This window comes from Mycobacterium sp. P2_H7 (assembly GCF_056403275.1).
In genome coordinates this window covers 167,618-186,932 of sequence record NZ_JBFUFU010000012.1, presented here as the reverse complement: position 1 = coordinate 186,932, position 19,315 = coordinate 167,618, and the positions used below count along the sequence as shown (strand labels likewise).

The 19,315-nt window shown below is 66.3% G+C and carries 21 protein-coding genes and 1 pseudogene; 13 read left to right on the top strand and 9 right to left on the bottom strand.

Features of this window, described 5'->3' with window-relative positions:
* Window positions 1-88 precede the first annotated feature (88 nt).
* Together AC1DY7_RS20015 and AC1DY7_RS20010 are read left to right on the top strand one after the other, a co-directional pair.
* Complete coding sequence (locus tag AC1DY7_RS20015) at window positions 89-757, top strand: TetR/AcrR family transcriptional regulator (RefSeq protein WP_477495442.1); 669 nt, start codon at window positions 89-91, stop codon at window positions 755-757.
* The gene (locus AC1DY7_RS20010) at window positions 754-2,016 is read left to right on the top strand and encodes a cytochrome P450 (RefSeq protein WP_477495441.1); all 1,263 of its coding nucleotides are present in this window, start codon (window positions 754-756) and stop codon (window positions 2,014-2,016) included. Before AC1DY7_RS20015 ends, AC1DY7_RS20010 begins: the two co-directional genes overlap by 4 nt.
* 8 nt (window positions 2,017-2,024) lie before the next feature.
* Here AC1DY7_RS20010 and AC1DY7_RS20005 read toward each other — a convergent pair whose 3' ends face one another.
* On the bottom strand, window positions 2,025-2,411 hold the full coding sequence (locus AC1DY7_RS20005) for a hypothetical protein (RefSeq protein WP_477495440.1): 387 nt from the start codon (window positions 2,409-2,411) through the stop codon (window positions 2,025-2,027).
* Between the two features lie 116 nt (window positions 2,412-2,527).
* Here AC1DY7_RS20005 and AC1DY7_RS20000 point away from each other — a divergent pair, with 116 nt between their 5' ends.
* The 3 genes from AC1DY7_RS20000 to upp are packed head-to-tail and all read left to right on the top strand — an operon-like array spanning window position 2,528 to window position 5,580.
* Window positions 2,528-3,781 (top strand): GTP cyclohydrolase II, encoded by a 1,254-nt coding sequence (locus tag AC1DY7_RS20000; protein WP_477495439.1) that lies wholly within the window; start codon window positions 2,528-2,530, stop codon window positions 3,779-3,781.
* A complete protein-coding gene (locus tag AC1DY7_RS19995) occupies window positions 3,778-4,947 on the top strand; it encodes a DUF1688 family protein (protein WP_477495438.1) in 1,170 nt (389 codons plus the stop codon). The genes AC1DY7_RS20000 and AC1DY7_RS19995 overlap by 4 nt, the downstream gene beginning before the upstream one ends.
* A 3-nt stretch (window positions 4,948-4,950) precedes the next feature.
* Window positions 4,951-5,580 carry a uracil phosphoribosyltransferase gene (gene upp / locus AC1DY7_RS19990; protein WP_477495437.1) on the top strand — a complete coding sequence of 210 codons (630 nt, stop codon included), beginning with the start codon at window positions 4,951-4,953 and terminating at the stop codon, window positions 5,578-5,580.
* On the opposite strand, the gene AC1DY7_RS19985 is transcribed toward upp, so the two are convergent.
* Genes AC1DY7_RS19985 through AC1DY7_RS19975 form a run of 3 tightly spaced genes read right to left on the bottom strand, consistent with a single transcriptional unit; the run spans window position 5,573 to window position 7,838 of the window.
* Window positions 5,573-6,268: a dienelactone hydrolase family protein gene (locus AC1DY7_RS19985; RefSeq protein ID WP_477495436.1), complete on the bottom strand. Its 696-nt coding sequence runs from the start codon at window positions 6,266-6,268 to the stop codon at window positions 5,573-5,575. The genes upp and AC1DY7_RS19985 overlap by 8 nt on opposite strands.
* The gene (locus AC1DY7_RS19980; RefSeq protein WP_477495435.1) at window positions 6,265-6,831 is read right to left on the bottom strand and encodes a TetR/AcrR family transcriptional regulator; all 567 of its coding nucleotides are present in this window, start codon (window positions 6,829-6,831) and stop codon (window positions 6,265-6,267) included. Before AC1DY7_RS19980 ends, AC1DY7_RS19985 begins: the two co-directional genes overlap by 4 nt.
* A gap of 47 nt (window positions 6,832-6,878) precedes the next feature.
* Complete coding sequence (locus AC1DY7_RS19975) at window positions 6,879-7,838, bottom strand: esterase family protein (RefSeq protein ID WP_477495434.1); 960 nt, start codon at window positions 7,836-7,838, stop codon at window positions 6,879-6,881.
* A gap of 106 nt (window positions 7,839-7,944) precedes the next feature.
* Between AC1DY7_RS19975 and AC1DY7_RS19970 the strand changes: the two genes are divergently transcribed.
* Window positions 7,945-8,667 carry a helix-turn-helix domain-containing protein gene (locus tag AC1DY7_RS19970; RefSeq protein WP_477495433.1) on the top strand — a complete coding sequence of 241 codons (723 nt, stop codon included), beginning with the start codon at window positions 7,945-7,947 and terminating at the stop codon, window positions 8,665-8,667.
* A 95-nt stretch (window positions 8,668-8,762) separates the two neighbouring features.
* Here AC1DY7_RS19970 and AC1DY7_RS19965 read toward each other — a convergent pair whose 3' ends face one another.
* Window positions 8,763-8,939, bottom strand: a complete 177-nt coding sequence (locus tag AC1DY7_RS19965; RefSeq protein WP_477495432.1) for a hypothetical protein — start codon at window positions 8,937-8,939, stop codon at window positions 8,763-8,765.
* Window positions 8,940-9,310: 371 nt separating this feature from the next.
* On the opposite strand from AC1DY7_RS19965, the gene AC1DY7_RS19960 reads away from it, so the two are divergent.
* Window positions 9,311-9,880, top strand: a complete 570-nt coding sequence (locus AC1DY7_RS19960; RefSeq protein WP_477495431.1) for a class I SAM-dependent methyltransferase — start codon at window positions 9,311-9,313, stop codon at window positions 9,878-9,880.
* On the top strand, window positions 9,877-10,599 hold the full coding sequence (locus AC1DY7_RS19955) for an SGNH/GDSL hydrolase family protein (RefSeq protein WP_477495430.1): 723 nt from the start codon (window positions 9,877-9,879) through the stop codon (window positions 10,597-10,599). Before AC1DY7_RS19960 ends, AC1DY7_RS19955 begins: the two co-directional genes overlap by 4 nt.
* Here AC1DY7_RS19955 and AC1DY7_RS19950 read toward each other — a convergent pair.
* Window positions 10,586-11,944, bottom strand: coding sequence for an LLM class flavin-dependent oxidoreductase (locus AC1DY7_RS19950; protein WP_477495429.1), 1,359 nt, complete (start codon window positions 11,942-11,944; stop codon window positions 10,586-10,588). The two genes, AC1DY7_RS19955 and AC1DY7_RS19950, sit on opposite strands and share 14 nt — an antisense overlap.
* Entirely contained in the window at window positions 11,941-12,852 is a 912-nt protein-coding gene (locus AC1DY7_RS19945) for a MetQ/NlpA family ABC transporter substrate-binding protein (protein WP_477495428.1), read from the bottom strand. The genes AC1DY7_RS19950 and AC1DY7_RS19945 overlap by 4 nt, the downstream gene beginning before the upstream one ends.
* Before the next feature lie 37 nt (window positions 12,853-12,889).
* Between AC1DY7_RS19945 and AC1DY7_RS19940 the strand changes: the two are divergent.
* From AC1DY7_RS19940 to AC1DY7_RS19930, 3 genes and pseudogenes are all read left to right on the top strand, one after another.
* Window positions 12,890-13,456 (top strand): annotated as a pseudogene (locus AC1DY7_RS19940) (ATP-binding cassette domain-containing protein); the annotation flags it as partial.
* 45 nt (window positions 13,457-13,501) lie between these two features.
* A complete protein-coding gene (locus tag AC1DY7_RS19935; RefSeq protein ID WP_477495558.1) occupies window positions 13,502-14,224 on the top strand; it encodes a methionine ABC transporter permease in 723 nt (240 codons plus the stop codon).
* The gene (locus tag AC1DY7_RS19930) at window positions 14,221-15,129 is read left to right on the top strand and encodes a MetQ/NlpA family ABC transporter substrate-binding protein (RefSeq protein ID WP_477495427.1); all 909 of its coding nucleotides are present in this window, start codon (window positions 14,221-14,223) and stop codon (window positions 15,127-15,129) included. The genes AC1DY7_RS19935 and AC1DY7_RS19930 overlap by 4 nt, the downstream gene beginning before the upstream one ends.
* Before the next feature lie 92 nt (window positions 15,130-15,221).
* On the opposite strand, the gene AC1DY7_RS19925 is transcribed toward AC1DY7_RS19930, so the two are convergent.
* Both AC1DY7_RS19925 and AC1DY7_RS19920 read right to left on the bottom strand, forming a co-directional pair.
* A complete protein-coding gene (locus AC1DY7_RS19925) occupies window positions 15,222-15,674 on the bottom strand; it encodes a GNAT family N-acetyltransferase (protein WP_477495426.1) in 453 nt (150 codons plus the stop codon).
* Window positions 15,675-15,701: 27 nt separating this feature from the next.
* A complete protein-coding gene (locus AC1DY7_RS19920) occupies window positions 15,702-17,153 on the bottom strand; it encodes an LLM class flavin-dependent oxidoreductase (RefSeq protein WP_477495425.1) in 1,452 nt (483 codons plus the stop codon).
* A gap of 91 nt (window positions 17,154-17,244) precedes the next feature.
* Here AC1DY7_RS19920 and AC1DY7_RS19915 point away from each other — a divergent pair, with 91 nt between their 5' ends.
* Together AC1DY7_RS19915 and AC1DY7_RS19910 are read left to right on the top strand one after the other, a co-directional pair.
* Window positions 17,245-17,850 (top strand): hypothetical protein, encoded by a 606-nt coding sequence (locus AC1DY7_RS19915; RefSeq protein WP_477495424.1) that lies wholly within the window; start codon window positions 17,245-17,247, stop codon window positions 17,848-17,850.
* Entirely contained in the window at window positions 17,837-19,303 is a 1,467-nt protein-coding gene (locus tag AC1DY7_RS19910; protein ID WP_477495423.1) for an adenylate/guanylate cyclase domain-containing protein, read from the top strand. Before AC1DY7_RS19915 ends, AC1DY7_RS19910 begins: the two co-directional genes overlap by 14 nt.
* Window positions 19,304-19,315 lie beyond the last annotated feature (12 nt).

Genomic DNA, 19,315 nt, shown 5'->3' with positions numbered 1-19,315 from the left:
CGCCCAATAGCGAACAGTGTTAGCTTATGTGCACCATCTTAAGCTAACATCGTTAGCTAAGGCAAGCGTCCGGAAGGCGAGGTGCGTCGTGGGCCGTCCTCGCGTCCCGCTGCTCAGCCGGGACCGTATCCGCGACGCAGCGCTGGAGATGATCGACCGCGACGGCCTGGAGGGCCTGTCGATGCGCAAGCTCGCCACCGCACTCGGAGTCCAGGCGGCCTCGCTGTACAAGCACTACCCCACCAAGGACGACGTTCTGGACGACGTCGCGAGCCGCGTTATCAGTGACGTCGAGACCATTGCGTTCGACGACGGCGCGGACTGGCCGGTGGGGCTGGCCGGGTGGGCACGCTCCTACCGGGCCGCGCTGGCCGCACACCCCAACCTGGTGCCCTACCTGGCCGGCGGGATCGGGCAGCGTGATGCGAGCCTGCGCATCGCCGACGTCGTACACGGTGGACTGGTGCGAGCCGGCTGGCCGCCGCGGGACGCCACGTTGATCGGTGCGGCGACCCGGTCGCTGGTGCTCGGCTCGACGGTCGGGTCCTTCTCGCGCGGGTTCGCCGACGACGTACAGGTCTACCGCGACCGCTATCCACACATGAACCAGGCCCACCTGCTGCGCGGCAAGGCCGATGAAATCGACACGGCAAGTTTCGAATTGGCCCTGACATCGTTCATCGACGGGTTGACGGTCAGGTTCGCGGCCATCGGTGAGCGCAGGCGCAGGCGGCGCGTGGCACCATGGGCGCCATGACGACGGTGACCGATCGCAGCGCCAGTGAACACGGAAAGGTGTTGGCTGATCCGTCGGCCTACGCGGACGACGAGCGGCTGCACACCAACCTCACATGGTTGCGCGCCAACGAGCCGGTCGCCTGGGTGAACAACCCGCCGTACCGGCCCTTCTGGGCCATCACCAAGCACGCCGACATCATGGCCATCGAACGCGACAACGCGTTGTTCGTCAGCGGCCCGCGCCCGCTGCTGATGCCGGCGGGTAGCGACGACACGCTCAAGGCGCAGCAGGAAGCGGGCATCGGCTTGCGCACCCTGGTGCACATGGACGATCCGCACCACCGCGACATCCGCAAGATCGGTGCGGACTGGTTCCGCCCGAAAGCAATGCGCGACTTGAAAGTTCGTGTCGACGAGCTGGCCAAGCGGTACGTCGACATGATGCGCGACACCGGCCCGGAGTGCGATTTCGTCACCGATGTCGCAGTGAATTACCCGCTGTACGTGATCCTGTCGCTGTTGGGCCTGCCCGAGGACGACTTCCCGCGCATGCTCAAACTCACCCAGGAGCTGTTCGGCGGGGACGACGCCGAACACAAACGCGGTGCCGGCGGCAGCGACGAGATCCTCGCCGTGCTCATGGACTTCTTCACCTACTTCGCAGCGCTGACGGCGTCGCGGCGCGAACGCCCCACCGACGACCTGGCCTCGGCCGTCGCCAACGGCACCATCAACGGCGAGCCGCTGTCGGACATGGACACCGTCTCCTACTACGTCATCATCGCCAGCGCCGGCCACGACACCACCAAGGATGCGATCTCCGGTGGGCTCCGGGCGCTCATCGACCACCCGGCCGAACTGGCCCGGCTGAACGCAGATCCCGGGCTGCTGCCCACCGCGATCGAGGAGATGATCCGGTGGACCACGCCGGTCAAGGAATTCATGCGGACCGCGACCGCCGACACCGAGGTGCGTGGTGTGCCGATCGCCGCCGGGGAATCGGTCTATCTGGCCTATGCCTCGGGAAACCGGGACGAAGAGGTCTTCGACGATCCGTTCCGGTTCGACATCGGCCGTGACCCCAACAAGCACGTCTCCTTCGGCTATGGCGTGCACTACTGCCTGGGTGCGGCGCTCGCACGGATGGAGATGACCAGTCTGTTCACTGAGCTGCTCCCCCGGCTCGATTCGATCGAACTGGCCGGTGAGCCCGAGCTGTCGGCCACCACCTTCGTCGGCGGCCTCAAGCACCTGCCGATCCGGTACTCATTGCGGTGAGGCCCGGCTCAGCTGCGTCCGTCTGACCCCCGACCCGTGAACTTACCCAGCCTGGACACCCCGGGAATGCTCGACAGCATCCGGAACACGTCGTTCCCGGTCGCGACAAGCGCCTCCAGCTGGGGCAGCAGCCGGTCCAGGGTGCGGAACATCGGATCGGCCATCGCCAGATAGCGTTCGGTGCGGTCGATCGTCGTGTTGAGGCGTTCGGTTGCGGTGGCCAGATTCTCGATGAGATCCGGTAGTTGCCCAGCCAACTGGACCGAGGCCGGTGGGATGCGCATCGCGCCGTTGGCCACTGCCTGCGCCGCCTCGACCGCCGATTGGGCCGAGTCGACAGCCGCCTGCGCGGCGGCCCTCAGATCACCTGGTTTCGGTATCTTCTGACTGCTCATAGAACAACTGTGCCGCAGGTGAGGCGCAGTGTCACTCGTATCGCCCGGCGCCGGTCATCCTGAGTCGCTAAGCTGGCGCCTTCCCTGCTGGGGTTCCAGCGAGCAAAGGAGCGACGATGGCAGACACCGTCACACCGAAGCCCGGTCATATCCGCCTGACCTCGCACAGCGGCGGCTCCGGCGCGCTGCCGATCAGCTGGGGCGCGGCCACCGCCGCCGAGCGCGGACCGGTGGTCGGCACCACCAGCACGCGCGCACACCGCAACGTCGTCGGCACGCACAGCGGCTCCTACAGCGTCTACCGCGCGTTGGCGGTCGCGGCGGGCGCGCTGTCCCGCGCGCACCGGGCGGACCTGACCAACACCGCCCCCACCGACAAGATCGGCCCCTACCCACAGTGGGGCGACGCGGACAAGATCGTCAGCCTGGATCCGTGGGGTGCCACCGTCGCCGAGTCCTTCGCGACCGAACTGGCAGCGGGCCACGACATCCGCCCCACCATTGCCGTCACCAAGGCGCACGTGATCCTGCCCGAGATCGCCGAGGCCATCGCCAAGGGTAGGTTGCGCCCGGACGGCCGGTTCCTGTTCGATGGCGGCGCGGCGCTGGTCACCAAGGCCGCGCTGGAACCGGTGTGGCACCTGCCGGGTGTGGCGGCCCGATTCGGCTGCAGTGAAACGGATCTTCGGCGGGTGCTGTTCGAAGAGACCGGTGGGATGTACCCCGAGCTGGTCACCCGCAGCGATCTCGAGGTGTTCCTGCCGCCCATCGGTGGACAGACGGTCTACATCTTCGGCGACGCACAGGACTTGGCCGATCCGTCGGTCGAGTTGACCGCTCGTGTGCATGACGAGTGCAACGGCTCCGATGTGTTCGGTTCCGACATCTGTACGTGCCGGCCTTATCTGACCCACGCCATCGAGGAATGCATTCTGGGTGCGCAGCGCGGTGGGGTCGGAGTGGTCGCCTACTCGCGCAAGGAGGGTCGCGCACTGGGCGAGGTCACCAAGTTCCTGGTCTACAACGCCCGCAAACGCCAGGTCGGTGGGGACACCGCCGATCAATACTTCGCCCGCACCGAATGTGTTGCGGGAGTGCAGGATATGCGGTTCCAGGAATTGATGCCCGATGTGCTGCACTGGCTGGGCATCCGCAAGATCCATCGTCTGGTGTCGATGAGCAACATGAAGTACGACGCGATCACCGGTTCCGGTATCGAGGTCGGCGAGCGCGTCAACATTCCCGACGAGCTGGTCCCCGCCGACGCCCGGGTGGAGATCGACGCCAAGATGGCCGCGGGCTATTTCACCCCGGGTGACGTGCCCGACGCCGACGCGCTCAAGAACGTCAAGGGCCGAGGTCTGGAGTGACAGATCCGGTCGCCGAACTCCGCACCACGACCGCGATCCGCGAGCGCGCCCGCTTTCTCCTGGAGCGTGCGCGCGCCGGGGAATCGGCGTGGTTCACCGTCGATGATGCGCTGCTGACACCCACCGCCGCCGAGGTCGCCACGGTGACCCGCAGCCGCTATCCCGATCTGGCCGTCCCGTTCCACAGCCGGTGGCGGCACTTCGAGGTCGGCGGGGTGACCCGCCGCGCGGACATGGACGCCCACGCCATGATCGACCTCACGGTGGTCAGCGTGCTCCTCGATGCCGGCGCCGGCCCGCAGTGGCGCTATGCAGAAGCGGCCAGCGGGCAGTGCTTCACCCGTTCGGAAGGTCTGGGCGTGGCCAGCTGGCACGCCTTCACCGACGGCCTGTTCTCCACCGACTCCGACCAGCCGCTACGTGTCGATGCCGCGGGCCTGCGCGCGGTGACTCCCGAACTGCTCGCCGGCGCCTTCCAGGTCACTGCCGACAATCAGCTGGTCGGGCTCGAGGGGCGGGCCCAGCTGCTGCGCCGACTCGGTGACACCCTGGCCGCGAACTCCGCGGTGTACGGCCCGGACGGCCGTCCGGGCGCGATGTTCGACGTGCTGGTCGGTCCCGACAATGTCGTGTCCGCGCACGCGATCCTGTCGCTGTTGCTGACTTCCCTGTCGGGTATCTGGTTGACCGGCAACATGATCGGCGATGAAGCGCTCGGCGATGTCTGGCGCCACCGTGCGGTGCCCGGCTCCGGGGCGAGTGCGGGGTGGATGCCGTTCCACAAGCTGTCCCAGTGGCTGACCTATTCGCTGTTGGAGCCGTTCGGGTGGGCGGGTGTCTCGGTCACCGGGATAGACGAGCTCACCGGGTTGCCGGAATACCGCAACGGCGGGCTGCTGCTCGATACCGGCCTCCTGACGTTGCGTGATCCGGATGCCGCGCAACGAGATTGGGCGGTCGGTGACGAGCTGGTGGTGGAATGGCGGGCGCTGACGGTCGCCCTGCTCGATGAGCTCGCGCCGCTGGTGCGCGCCGACCTGGGGGCCGACGTGCCGCTGGCGTGCGTGCTGGAAGGCGGTACCTGGCAGGCCGGCCGGGCCACCGCGCGTCGGCTGCGAGACGGACTGCCCCCCTTGACCATCATCAGCGACGGGACGGTGTTCTGAGACATGAGCGATGTGCACGTGATCGACCATCCGCTGGTGCAGCACAAACTGACCCTGCTGCGTAACAAGGACGCGTCCACCAAGAGTTTTCGCACGCTGCTGCGTGAGATCTCCACGCTGATGACCTATGAGGTATTGCGCGACATCCCCACACAGGAGGTCGAGGTGGAGACGCCGTTGGAGGTGACGAGAGGGCGCGTCATCGACGGCAAGAAGCTGGTCTTCGTGTCGATCTTGCGGGCCGGCAGCGGAATCCTCGACGGCATGCTGGACGTCGTGCCGGGCGCCCGCGTCGGGCACATCGGTCTGTATCGCGACCCGAAAACCCATATCGCCGTGGAGTATTACTTCAAGATGCCGCACGACCTGCATGAGCGCGACGTCGTGCTGGTCGACCCGATGCTGGCCACCGGTAACTCGGCGGTCGCGGCCGTGGAGCGGCTCAAGGAGCACTCCCCCAGATCCATCAAGTTCGTCTGCCTGCTCACCTGCCCCGAGGGCGTCGCCGCGTTGCACGAGGCGCATCCCGACGTCGCGATCTTCACCGCTGCCGTCGACCGTGCTCTCGATGAGCACGGCTACATCGTGCCCGGGATCGGCGATGCCGGCGACCGCATCTTCGGGACTAAGTGAGCGTCTTCTCGAAAAAGGTCAGCACCCTGTCGTAGGCATCCTCGGTGGCGGCATCATTGTGGCCGAATCCAATGATGCGCTGCAGCGGCTGATGGGGTAATTCGTTGGCAAACGAATGCCCCACTCCCCCATACACCTTGACGTCGTTGGGCACGCCGTGACGATCGAGTGCATTCTGCAGGCGTCGGCCGCTGCCCGGGTTCAAGATATCGCGGCTGCCGTAGCTGGCCACCACGGGACACGACGTGCGCGCGATGGAGTCGTAAACCGGCGGAATGGTGGGATAGAAAGGGGCAGAAGCCTGGAATTCCTTGGTTCCCATCACCAGAGCGAAACCACCGCCCATGCAGAACCCCGCGATACCGATCTGTCCCGTGCAGTCCGGCCGGCCCGCCAGCAGCTCGCGTACCGCGTTCAGGTCATCGACGGCGGCGCCGCTGCGAGCCAGCATCGCGTAGAGGGTGCGTGTGACGCAACGGGCGGCTCCCCCGCGGGTGTAGAGATCCGGTGCGACGGTGAGGAATCCACGCGCCGCGAAGCTCGCCATGCAGCCGGCCATCTCGGGTGTCGGCCCACGCAGGTCGTGCACGACGACGACTCCTGGCCAGGGACCCGGGCCAGTCGGCGTCATCAGTTCGGCATCCACCGGACCGTTCGGGGTCTCGATGGTGATCGACCGCGCCGTCATCCCCCGATAGCCTGCGGGTCGGCTTCGACGTAGCGGGCCAGTGCCTTCCGGAGTTCTGTAACGCGATGCCCCGCATCGAATTCCAGCAACGCGGCTTCGGCGGCCATCCCTACCCAGAGTTGAGCCGCCGCATACGGTTGGGTCCAGCCCATCGCCGCGAAATCTGCCTGACAGCTTTCCGCGTTCTGGGCGTTACGCGCGCGCACCTCTGCCGCAGTCACCGGTTCGGCCCGTGCTTCCAGGAGCAGCGCCCGCACCCCTCGTTCACGCAGGCAGGCGTCCAGATAGGTGCGGGTTGCCCGCAGCAGGCGCTCAGGACCCGGGGGCACCTCGGCGAGAACCGCTCTGGCTTCGGCGAGGATCCGGTCGTGAAAGTCGCGGTGCAGCACCAGTAGGTAAGTGGCGCGGTCGGGAAAGTGGTGGAAGAACGCGCCCTTGGAGACGCCGGCTTCCTCGACGATGCGGTTGACGCTCAGCCCCGCGAGTCCGGTGGTCTTGGCGAGGCGGACACCGGCGTCGAGCAGCGATTCGCGGGTACGGGCCGCGGCCTCCTGGCGCGTCACCGACGCTCCGTCGGATTGTTCCTGTGCACGCTGCAATATAGCGCCGTTCATGCCGCCGCCCCCAGGACTCGCTGGAGGTCCGGCTTCATCTGTTGAAGTTGCTGACCCCAGTACGCCCAGGTGTGGGTGCCACCGTCGGGGAAGTTGAACACCGCGTTGCGGCCGCCCGCGGCGACGTACAGATCCTTGAACGTGACACTGGTCCGCGCCAAGAACTTCTCCAGGAACTTTGCGGCGGCCAGGTTGCCTGCGCCGGATCCGGCATCGACGTCGGTGGGCACCCCGGTGCCCGAGTAGATCCAGAGTCGGGTGTTGTTCGCGACCAACGTGGCGACGTTGACCGTCGGGTCGTTGCGTTTCCAGGCCGGTTCGCTGGACTTCCCCCACATGCTCTCGGCGCTATACCCGCCGGCGTCGTTCATCGCGATCCCGATGAGAGTCGGCCACCAACCCTCCGATGGGTTGAGCGCCGCCGACAGTGCGCCGGCATAGACGAACTGCGTCGGGTAGTACATGGCCAGCGACAGCGCCGACGATCCCGCCATCGACAATCCGACCGCGGCGTTGCCGGTGGTGGCCACGTTGCGGTTGGTGGCCAGCCACTCGGGAAGCTCGCGGCTCAGGAATGTCTCCCACTTGTAGGTATAGGCCTGTCCGTTGCCCTTGGACGGCTGGTACCAGTCGGTGTAGAAGCTGGACTGGCCGCCCACCGGCAAGGCGAGCGACAGCCCGGATCCGTCGTACCACTCGAACACCGGCGTGTTGATATCCCACCCGCTGAAGTCATCCTGGGCGCGCATTCCGTCGAGGAGATACACGACATGCGGTCCCCCGTATTCGAACTGAACCCGGATATCGCGTCCCATGGACGGCGACGGCACATCGAGGTATTCGACCGGCAGACCTGGCCGGGAGAATGCCGATGCCGGTGACCCGGTGCACATCAGTAGAAGTGCCGCAGCAATACACAGTCCGAGGGCCTCGGCACACCGCTCGATTCGCGTCATGTCATCCCTTCCGTACTTTCACCGACCGGTCGGTCGGTCTGTGAAAGGAGTACACCACACGAGGTGGACCGCGTCCAGACGCCGCGGCTGTGCTTACGATGACGACGTGCAGAGCACCTGGATCGGGCAAGACGGTGAATTGGCCGTCGCCGGCGCGTTCGGTGACATCGCCATGCATCACCACCCTGCGGTGCAGGTGGCGGTTGGACTGGACGGTCCGCTCGAGCTGACCACCTCTGACGGGGTGAGCAGGCAATGCCGCGCGGTCGCGATAGGCAGTGGCACGCGCCATGCGCTCGGCTGCGCGGCCGGGGTGACCCCGATATCGCTGTACCTACGGCCCGAGACCGCTCCCGGTGCAGGCATCAACGCCCGTGCCCGCGGCGGTGTCATGGTTCTCGATGATGAATTATCTGATTGTGTGGCAACACTATTCGCCGAGCACGAACTCGAACAGGCGATACGCCACCTGATTGCCTGGCTGACCGCGCACACGGCCGGGCCGAACCTGCATCCGCAGCTACGCCAAGCCGTCGACCTCGTTCGCGCCGACTTGGCCGAGCGCGCCGATCTGGCGTCGATCGCCAGGGCGGTGGCCCTGTCCCCCGACTATCTTGGCCGATTGTTCAAAAGGCAGACAGGAACCTCGTTTTCGGCGACAACACGGTGGCTTCGGCTCGTCGCGGGGCTGGAACACCTTCGCGACGGTGGGTCCGTGACAGAGGCCGCCCACAGCGCCGGCTTCACCGACAGCGCGCACGCGAACCGGGCCTGCTGGGAGATGCTCGGCGGATCACCGAGCACGCTGGCCCGCGAGCTTCGCGCCTAGGTATCGAAGTATGGGCCGGCGTCACGGCGTGGTTGCACGCGTAGGCGGGTGAGCGAATGCAATCGCCGGCCCGCCTACGAGCGACGACCGGGCGACTACCTCAGCAGGTACAGCCCGACGGTGCCATTGTCGTTCGCGGCGTAGACCGCTTCGCCGACCTCACAACCCTCGTTGTTGGCGAACGTCACTGCAGATGGTGCGTCCGCGTGGTTGCCCGTCCAGCCCCACTTCTTGAAACTCCCGACGGCGTTGTCGTAGACGTACAGTCCCACGGTTCCCCCGTCGTTGACTTCGAATATCGCCTCACCGGCACCACAGCCAGCGGCGTTCGCTGCCGTTGCTGCGGATGGTGCGTCCGCGTGATTCCCAGTCCATCGCCAGTTGCCCATGTCGATTCCCTCCCTGGTTCGTCCCGAATCCGCTCCGAACGGGGCGGTGGAACTATGCTCGCGAGATTGAGTCCTGGGGCGTCACGTATCGGAGTACTCGAATTTCATCAGCGTCGTGAAAAGGCCGACGGAGCCAATGACTTGGCGTCGACCGGAGGTACGGGGAGACTGGACGGATCCGTACAAGCGCACCCGAGGGACACAAAGCAGGCTGAGGGCGTAAGCCTACGAAAGGGAACAACACCATGCCGGCGATGTCGAAAGTCGAACGGGCGTTCTGCTGTGGAGCGCTGTGGCGTACGAGCACCGGAGCGGTGGTCCGCTCGCTGGCAGCCGAGACGCTGGGGCGTGACGTGCTCGAAATCGGCAGCGGCAGCGGGGCCATCGCCGAACAGTTGGTACGCGAACACCCCGGCGTCACGATGACTGCCACGGATCTGGACCCCGTCATGGTGTCGGCGGCCACCGACCGGCTGCGCGATACGCCGAACACCTCGGTGCGTAACGCCGACGCCACCTCGCTGCCGTTCCCCGACGACTCGTTCGACGCGGTGGTGAGCTGCCTGATGCTGCATCACGTGATCGATTGGGAGGCAGCGCTGCGGGAGGCGTCCCGGGTGTTGCGTCCTGGCGGGGTGTTCGTCGGCTACGACCTGGTGCGCACCCCGCTGGCCACCGCGATTCACCGACTGGACCGATCGCCGTTCCGGCTGTTCGCCCCCGCAGAGTTTACCGACGAAGGCGCCCAAGCGGGCTTTGCGACGGACGCCAGCACGGGCCTGCTGGGTCATGTACTGCGGTTCGAATTGCGTACCGCGGCATGAGCGTCGCGGTGATGTGCATCGGCGACAGCAACACCCGCGGCGAATACGGGGTGGGCTACGCCGGAATGCTGACGCAACGTCTGCGCGATGACGACGTCACCGTGACCGCAGACGGGGTGAACGGCGAAGTGTCCTACGGGCTGTTGCAACGCCTCGATCCGATCATCGAACAACGGCCCACGGTCGTCACGGTCCTGATCGGAACCAACGACGTGTGGGGAACCCTGAGCGACGCCAACGCCCGACTGCTCATCAAACGGTGCGACTTGCCGTACGCCCCGAGCGCACAGCACTTTCGCGAGCATCTCGACGCGATCGTGGGTCGTCTGCAGGCCGAGACCGATGCACGTATCGCGGTACTCTCGCCCCCGGTGCTCGGCCAGGAACTGGATTCCCCGGCGGTGCGGACCGGCCGGGAATTCGCCGAGATCACCGCGGAGATCGCGCGCCGGCGGAACGTGGACTACCTACCGTTGTTCGAGCACCAATGCGACCACCTGCGATTGAACGATGCCGTGCAGGTGCCGCTGCCGTCCGGCGAACGAGCGTGGTATTCGGCGATGGTGCAGCATCTTCTGCTGCGGCGGTCCTGGGATCGGATCGGCGAACGTCGCGGCCTGCTGCTGACCACCGACCACGTCCATCAGAACAGCCGGGGCGCCACAATCATCGCCGACCTCGTCGAAGCCTATGTGCGCACGGGGATCACAGACCGCTAGCCTGCGCGGGTAGCGTGGCGCGGCGATCAGGGACCCGTTCCAGTCCGAGATGCCCGCGCAACGTGGTGTGCCGATACTCCCGTCGGAACAGTCCCCGGTCACGCAGGATCGGGATCACATGATCGACGAAAAGCTCCAAGCCGGAAGGGAAGACGTCGGGCATCAGATTGAAGCCGTCCACCGCGCCGGCGACGAACCACTCCTCGATGGCATCGGCGATCTGTTCCGGCGATCCCACCACCAGGCGGTGCCAGGTGATCACCCGGTCGAGAAGTTGTCGCACCGTGAGGTTCTCCCGGCGGGCCAGGTTGACGACGATGTCGCGGGCACCCTGGGACCCCACGGTGGTCTCGGCGCCATCGATCAACCACCGCGGCAACGGTTTATCCCATTCCAGCTCCGCCGGGTCGACGCTAAGCTGACCTGCCAGGTGCGCCAGCCGGCGCTCCCCCGCCAGGTCGTTGAGCTCCCGGTGCCGTCGGTGCGCCTCCTCCTCGGTGCTGCCGAGCACGTAGGACAACCCCGGCATGATCCTGACGGCGTCGCGCGGTCGCCCATGGGCCACGGTTCGCGTCCGCAATTCCTCTGCATTGCGCAACGCATCCGGCAGTGATGCCTGCGCGGCGAACACCCCGTCGGCGTAGCGGGCCGCCAGATCCAGTCCGCCCGCTGAACCGCCGGCCTGAAACAGCACCGGGTGCCCCTGCGGGGACCTGGGCAGGGTAAGCGGACCGTCGACGCGGAAGAACTCACCGCGATGGTCGATGGTGTTGATGGACCCGACCCGGCTGAACGCTCCCGTGCGCTTGTCGGCGAGCACCGCGTCGTCATCCCAGGAGTCCCACAAAGCGCGCACCACATCGATGAATTCTGCTGCGCGGCGGTACCGTTCGTCGCGCGCCGGCTGCGCGGACGGATTTCCCGCACGGCCGAAGTTGTTCCAGGCGTATGGATCGCTACTGGTGACGACGTTCCATGCCACCCGGCCGCAGCTGAGGTGGTCCAGCGACGCGAACCGGCGCGCCAGGTTGTATGGCTCCTCGAACGAGGTCGACACCGTGCCGATCAGGCCCAGATGCGTGGTCGCCGACGCCAGGGTCGACAACAACACGATCGGATCCAGGGCCAGTGGCGGGGCGACCAGCGGCTCACCGGGCGACTGGAACAATGACGGACTGTCGGCCAGGAACAGCGCGTCCAGGGTGCCGCGTTCGGCGATGCGCGCCAGGTTGATCCAGTAGGCCGGGTCGGTGAACCAGTTCGGATCGGCGGAGGGGTGCTGCCAAGCCGCCGGATGCATCCCGTCGGACAACACGTTCAGTCCGAAATGGAGCTGTCGGGTCATGCCGGGTTACCGGGCAGTGCCAGCTTCTTCACTTCGGGATCGTTCTCGATGAACGTCTGCACCCGCGGATCCTTGAACGCCTTGATCAGGTTCTGGATGTTCTGGGTGTCGACGTAGTTGCTGCCCACCGTCAGCACCGAGGCGAACTCGTCGGGAGACTTCGGGGCGAATATGAGCTTGTCCTCCGGCACCCCTGCGGCGAGGAACGACTCGGCGTAGCCGACGATGGCGTCCAAGTCGGGCAGTGCACGCGGTTGGGCGCCGAAGTCGAGCAGGGTGAACTTCAGGTTCTTGGGATTGGTGGCGATGTCCTTCTGCGTCAACGCAGTGACGTCGGCATCCGGCCGCAAAGTGATCAGGCCGGCCTGAGCCAGATACCAGATGCCCTGGGCGTTGTTCGCCGGATCGGCGAGCAACGACACGGTCGCGCCGTCGGGAAGATCCTGCACGGACTTGTACTTGTCCGACCAGATGCCGAACACCCAGTGGAAGAACGGGCCCGTTGCCGCCTGCTCCTTGAATCCGGGATTGGCATCCAGCACCTGCTGCAACCAATGCCGATGCTGGAAAATGGTACCGGCGTACCGGCCGTCGTTGATCGCGCTGTTGATCTGGGTGCTGTCACCGAGTCCGACGGCGGCGACGTTCACGTCGTAATCGGAAGCGACATGCTCTCCGATGTAGTCGATGATCGCCTTCTCCGCGGGATTGGAGTCGAGGTACACCACCTGCAACGTGGCGCCCGCCGTCTCATTGGCCGACTGGGTTCCGTTGCTACGGAACACAAAGAAGTAGGCGGCGACAGCCACCACCAGCGCGACGGCGATCGCGATGAAAGGCCACGTGCGGCGCTTCTGCAGGGTGAATCCGTGGGAACTGGTGTCGGCTTGCGACTCGTCGATACTCATAACGGACTGAGTGTGGCCGTCGACCGCACCGGGCTCAATGCTTCTGCTCAGCCTGGAGTCAATCAGGGTCGTCTGCATTCACGCTGAGTGCAAAGGTTTCGCCGCACTGTCCGTTCTGACAGCGTCGACGCCCATGATCGAACTCACCGATGTCACCAAGGCTTACGGTCACGGTGCGCAGCGCACGGTGGTGCTGGATCGGATCAACTTCCGCGTGGACACCGGCGAGATCCTCGCCGTGGTGGGTCCCAGCGGGGCCGGCAAAAGCACCCTGGCGCAATGTATCAACCTGCTGACACTCCCCTCCTCGGGATCGGTGGTGGTCAACGGCGACGACCTGACCACCCTGTCGGCCCGCAAGTTGCGTGTCGCGCGCCGCCGGATCGGGACCGTCTTCCAGTCCTCGGGACTGCTGGAGCGGCGCACCGCAGCCGAGAACGTCGCGCTGCCCCTGGAGTACCTCGGGGTCACCGCCGCCGAGGCGCAGAAGCGGGTGGCCGAACTGCTCGACCGGGTGGGGCTTTCGCAACGCGCGCAGCACTATCCGTTCCAGTTGTCCGGTGGCCAGCGCCAACGGGTCGGCATCGCGCGCGCCCTTGCGCTGCGCCCCTCGGTTCGACCACCAGCTGGAGGTGGTGGCGTGACCGACATGCTGCTGGCCAACAGCAAGGTTCCGTTCAACGAATTGCCCGCACTGCTCTTCCCGGCTCTGCTGGACACGTTGATCATGGTCGGGATCGTGATGTCCATCGTGGTGCTGGTCGGCATCCCGCTCGGTGCACTGATCCACAATCTGGGTCAGGGCGGACTGTTCGAGAATCCAGCCCTGCACACCACGTTGAGCTGGGTGATCAGCATCGGCAGATCGCTGCCCTTCCTGATCCTGATGGCGGCGATCATGCCGTTCACCCGCTTCATCACCGGCACCAACATCGGTATCGCCGCCGCGGTGGTGCCGATGTCGCTGGCCGGCATCGCCTTCTTCACCCGCATCGTGGAGAACTCACTGCGTTCGGTGCCACCGGCCGTCGTCCAGGTGGCCCGGGCCTCAGGCGGATCCCGGCTGCAGATCATCCGCACCGCCCAGCTCAACGAGGCGGTGCCCTCCATCATCGGCGGCCTGACCATCAACATCATCGCGATGATCGAATACTCCGCGATCGCCGGGACCATCGGCGCGGGCGGGATCGGTTATGTCGCAGTCACATACGGCTACCAGCGGTTCGATCAGGGCGTGATGCTCGCCACCATCGTCATCCTGGTCATCACCGTCGCGCTGGTCCAACTCACCGGCGACGCGCTGGTCCGGTACACCACCCCGCACCGCCGGGGCCACATCACTTCACCCCTGCGCCGAAAGGTTCCCGCATGACCACCACGCCCACCACAGACACCGGCCGAGAACAGGATGACCACGGTTTCGAACTCAAGCGGAACGCGAAGTGGGCCTGGATCGCGCTCGGGCTCGCCGTCGTCATCGTCGGTGCCGTCGTCGTCCGCTACGCCTTCTTCAATGAGACCAAGTCCGCCAACGAGATTGCCGGAGCAACGCTGGTGGTCGCCACCAACGAGGGCAACGCCGCAGAGCAGGCACTGATCGAGTACATCGGCAAGGAAGTCGCACCCCGGCACGGGATCAAGGTCGCCTTCCGCGGCTTGTCGGACAGCAACACCATCAACCGGGCCGTCAACGACGGCGAGGTGGCAGGCACGGTTTATCAGCACAAGCTGTGGCTGGGCCAGGTGCTGGAGGCCAACCCTGACTTCCGTGAGACCGCCGCGACCCCGGTATTCCGGTGGGGCTTCGGAATCTGGTCCGACAAATACACCGACGTGTCCCAACTGCCCGACGGTGCCAACGTCTCGCTGTACTCCGACCCCGCCAACGAGGCGCAGGGTCTCTGGCTGCTGGAGCGCGCCGGTCTGATCACGCTCAAGCCCGGCACCGACAAGTGGCAGGCGACGCAGAAGGACATCGAGGGCAACCCCAAGCACCTGCGATTCACCCTGCTGGACTTCGCCGCGCAGTCCCGCTCGCTGCCGGATCTGGACGCCGCCGTCGGTTATACCGAGTACTACCTCGCCGCCAAGGTGCCGCTCAAGCAGCAGATCTTCGCGCCCCCGGCGCCCGACGAGTTCGCCGGTCAGCTCACCATCGGCACCCAGTGGGCCGACACCGAGAACATCAAGAAGCTGGTCGAGACGTTCAAAGATCCTGCGGTACAACAGTTCCTGGCGACCGATCCGAGCGTCAAGGACATCCTGCTCCCGCTGTAGGGGTGAGCTGACCAGCAACGAGCGTGCACGTTTGCACACCATGTGCGGCGTGTCGGTGTTCAGACGCGCACGCTCGCGCCCGTTAGTCAGAGTTAGAGCCGCTTACGGAAGTACACCCGCTGAAAACCGTCCGCACTCCGGCGTCCCGTCTCCTCGTACCCACGACGCGGGTAGTACGTCAGATTTTCGGTCATCGCCCCATTGGTGTAGAGCCGCACCTCGGTCAGTCCGAGTGCGCGGGCATCGGACTCGGCCCGTTCCAGCAGTCGGGCGCCGTATCCGCGCCCCTGCGCCCCGGGATCGACGGCGATGGTGTCGATCAGCACGTGGTCGGCGTGGTGTTCGAGCACCAGCACGGCTTCCACGCGGTTGTCCCGCTCGATCAGCCACACCAGTGAATCATTCAGTGCCGCAGAGAAATCGGCGTCCATGGGTGCCGGCCGTCGGCCGATCCGGTCCACATACTTCCCGAAGGCCTCGGCAACGAGGCCGTGTACCGCAGCGTGATCGGCGCCGGTGGCCCGGCGGAGTCGTGAAGCATCCACCGGGCCAGCCTAGGCGCACGCTGGTGGCTACCTGCCCCGAGTCGGCTGCGCGGCCACCGATGCGGCCGAGGACGGCAGCGTCGAGGGTCGGTCGATGATCGTCGAATTCTTGCCGCCGACACGGTAACTGGCACCGCGATGCTCCTGCGGCAGCCGGTCACCCTTGCCGAGCAGCTTGTTGCGCAGGGTCCCCGGCGCGTATTCGGGCTGATAGGCGCCGCGTGCGGTGAGTTCGGGGATCACGTGGTCGACGATGTCGGTGAACGATCCGGGCGTGATCGCGTAGGCGAAGTTGAACCCATCCACGTCGGTCTCCTCCACCCACTCCTGGAGTGAATCCGCCACCTGTGCACCCGATCCCACGAAACGCGGTCCGAGGCCACCGATCTTGCCCCACTCGGCGATGTCTTTGATCTGCCACTCCCCGCCGTCGGGATCCGCGGACTGGAACGCTGCCACCGCGGACAGGATCGCGTTGGAGTCGACATTGCCCACCGGCTCGTCGAACCCGTAGCGGGCCAGGTCGACACCCATCCAGCCCGACATGAACGTCAGGGCACCCTCGGGGTCGCCGAACGACAGGTACTCGGCGTGCTTGGCGTGCGCCTCCTCCGCGGTGGCCGCGGTGACCACGGTCGACAAGTTGAAGATCTTCACGGCGTACGGGTCACGTCCCGCGATCTCCAGTTCACGCCGGATGGTCGTCACCGTCTCGCTCAGAATGGCTTTCGTCGGCGCTGCGGTGAAGATGGCCTCGGCGTTCTCGGCGGCGAACCGGACCCCGCGCGGTGACGAGCCGGCCTGGTAGATCACCGGGGTGCGCTGTGGGGACGGCTCGGAGAGATGGACGCCAGGAACGCTGAAATGCGTTCCCTCGTGCCCGATGTGGTGCACCTTGTCGGGGTCGGTGAACACGCCACGGTCCTTGTCACGGACGACGGCGTCGTCCTCCCACGATCCCTCCCACAGCTTGTACAGGACCTCGAGGTACTCATCGGCGTGGTCGTAGCGGGCGTCGTGCGCGGGCTGGTCGGTCTGGCCCATATTGCGCGCGGCGGCGGGCAGGTACCCGGTGACGACGTTCCAGCCGACGCGGCCCTTGGTGAGGTGATCGAGCGTCGAGAGACGCCGGGCGAACGGGTAGGGGTGCTCGAAACCGGTGCCGGTGGTGATGCCGAAGCCGAGGTGCTGGGTGACCAAAGCCATCGCCGACACCAGCAGCAGCGGGTCGTTGACGGGGATCTGGGCCGCCTGCCGGATCGCGGCCTCATCGCTGGCGCCGTAGACGTCGTAGGTACCCAGCACGTCGGCGATGAACAGGCCGTCGAAGCGGCCGCGTTCCAACAGCTTGGCCAGCTCGGTCCAGTACTCGAGGTCCTTGTAGCGCGCCGATTGATCCTCGGGGTGTTTCCACAGGCCGGGAGACTGGTGGGCGACACAGTTCATGTCGAAGGCGTTGAAACGTATTACACGGGTCACTCCGGCAGCATTCCCGGTGGCCGCGGCGGCGTCACCGGTTGTGTTCAGCGTGCGTCAATGGCGCCGGCGGGTGATCCCCTACGCTGAGCCCATGGCACGCCGCAAAGACGCCACCTCTTGGTCCTGGCTGTTGCCCGTGGGGGCGGTGCTCGCGATATCGGCGTGCAGCGGGCCCACCGTCATCAACACCGGCGAACCCCACGTACCCCTTTCGACGTCCGCGGCGCCGCCGTCGCTTCCCTCGTACGCCACCAATGCTCACCTGGCCACGGCCGGTGAGTTCTACGCCACCTCCGGCGAGCAGCAGGCCTACTACTTCACCACGCCCAGCGGCCGGTGGCGGTGCGCGGTCGTTCCGCACGCGCAGGCCGGTTGCCAGGCCGCAGGGTCTGCGGCGCTGTCGATCACCGGCGCACCCACTACCGTGCCCGGTGCCGACGGCGGTGCGGCTACCCCGAACGCCTTGGTGATCGACCGCGACGGCGATGCGCAATTCATTGCGGCCGAAGGTGATCCATTCAGCTTGCAGCCCGGGCCCGCGGCGACCCTGCCGTTCGGAACGGTACTTGCGGTGGCCGGATTCCGTTGCAACGTCCAGGAAGCCTCCGGTGTGTCGTGCGGCAGTGAGGCCAGCGGCAGAGGGTTCACGTTCTCCTCCGACGGCTACACATTGGCCTACACCGATGTCCCTCAATAGGGCGACCCGTTTCACCGCCGGTCTGGTCTTCGCGCACCTGCTCACCTCCGCCGAGGTGGTCATCGTCCTGGTCTCGCTGGGCCGCCAGAACTCCAGTGCCGCGCAGTCTTTGGTGCCCAAGGCCGACCTTCCGGCATTGCTCGTGGTGGTGCTGCTGGGTACGGTACTGACCGCGATCGGCGGTTACCGCATCATCGCGCCGTCGCTGCGCTGGTTCGAGGCCGGTATCGAACCCGATGTGCGTCAGCGCCGCACGGCGATCAACATGATCCGATCACAGTCGGTGTTGCTGCTGCTGATCTGGTTGCTCAGCGGGGCGATCTTCATCGTCACCAACGATGTGACCGGCTGGATGCCGATCCTGCTGATCGAGCTGTCGGTGCTGTTCGGCGGCATCTCCACGGCCAGCAGCAGCCTGCTGTTCACCCAGCGTGTCACCCGTCCCGTGGTGGCGGCGGCGACAAGGGATTTCGAGAGCCGTGTCACCGCGCCCGGTGTGCAGGCTCGGTTGGTGCTGATGTGGACACTCACCACCGCCGGGCCGAGCGCGACGATCGCGATCATGGTCATCTGCCGGGCCAATGGCTGGCTGATCCCCGAGACCGCTTCGGTGGACGTTCCGGTGGTGCTGCTGTCGCTGGTGTCGGTGTTCCTCGGGCTGCGCACCCTGATGCTGGTCTCCATCTCCATCTCCGATCCGCTGCGCGAGATCATCGACGCGATGGCCGACGTCGAGAAAGGGCATATCGGCAAACAGGTCGATGTGTACGAGCAGTCGGAGATCGGGCGGCTGCAGAGCGGGTTCAACCGGATGGTGGCGGGCCTGCAGGAACGCGACAGGCTGCGCGACCTCTTCGGCCGCCACGTCGGCCCCGACGTGGTGCGGCTGGCGGTCCAGGCCGACGATGTGCTGTCCGGCGACGTCCGCGAAGTGGCCGTGTTGTTCGTCGACGTCACCGGTTCGACGGCGCTCGCCATGACCCGCACGCCGGCCGAAGTCGCCGAGGTGTTCAACGACTTCTTCCAGATCGTGGTGGCGGCCGTCGACGCCCACGACGGGCTGATCAACAAGTTCCAGGGTGATGCGGCGCTGGCCGTGTTCGGCGCGCCGATCGCGTCGGACACCGCGGCCACCTCGGCGCTGGCCGCGGCCCGCACCCTGGCCGCCGCACTGGGGCGCCAGGAGCTCGACTACGGCATCGGGGTCTCGGCGGGACCCGCCTTCGCGGGCAACATCGGTGCGGAGAACCGCTACGAGTACACCGTGATCGGCGATCCGGTGAACGAGGCCGCAAGGCTGGCCGATGCGGCGAAGACGACCAGCGCCCGCATCGCGTGCTCGGGTGCGGCCGTGGACCGCGCCGACGACACCGAGCGCGGGTTCTGGTGTGCGCACCACGAGGAAGTCCTGCGTGGGCGCTCCGAACCGACCCGATTGTTCGTGCCACGATGACGGCATGAGCGA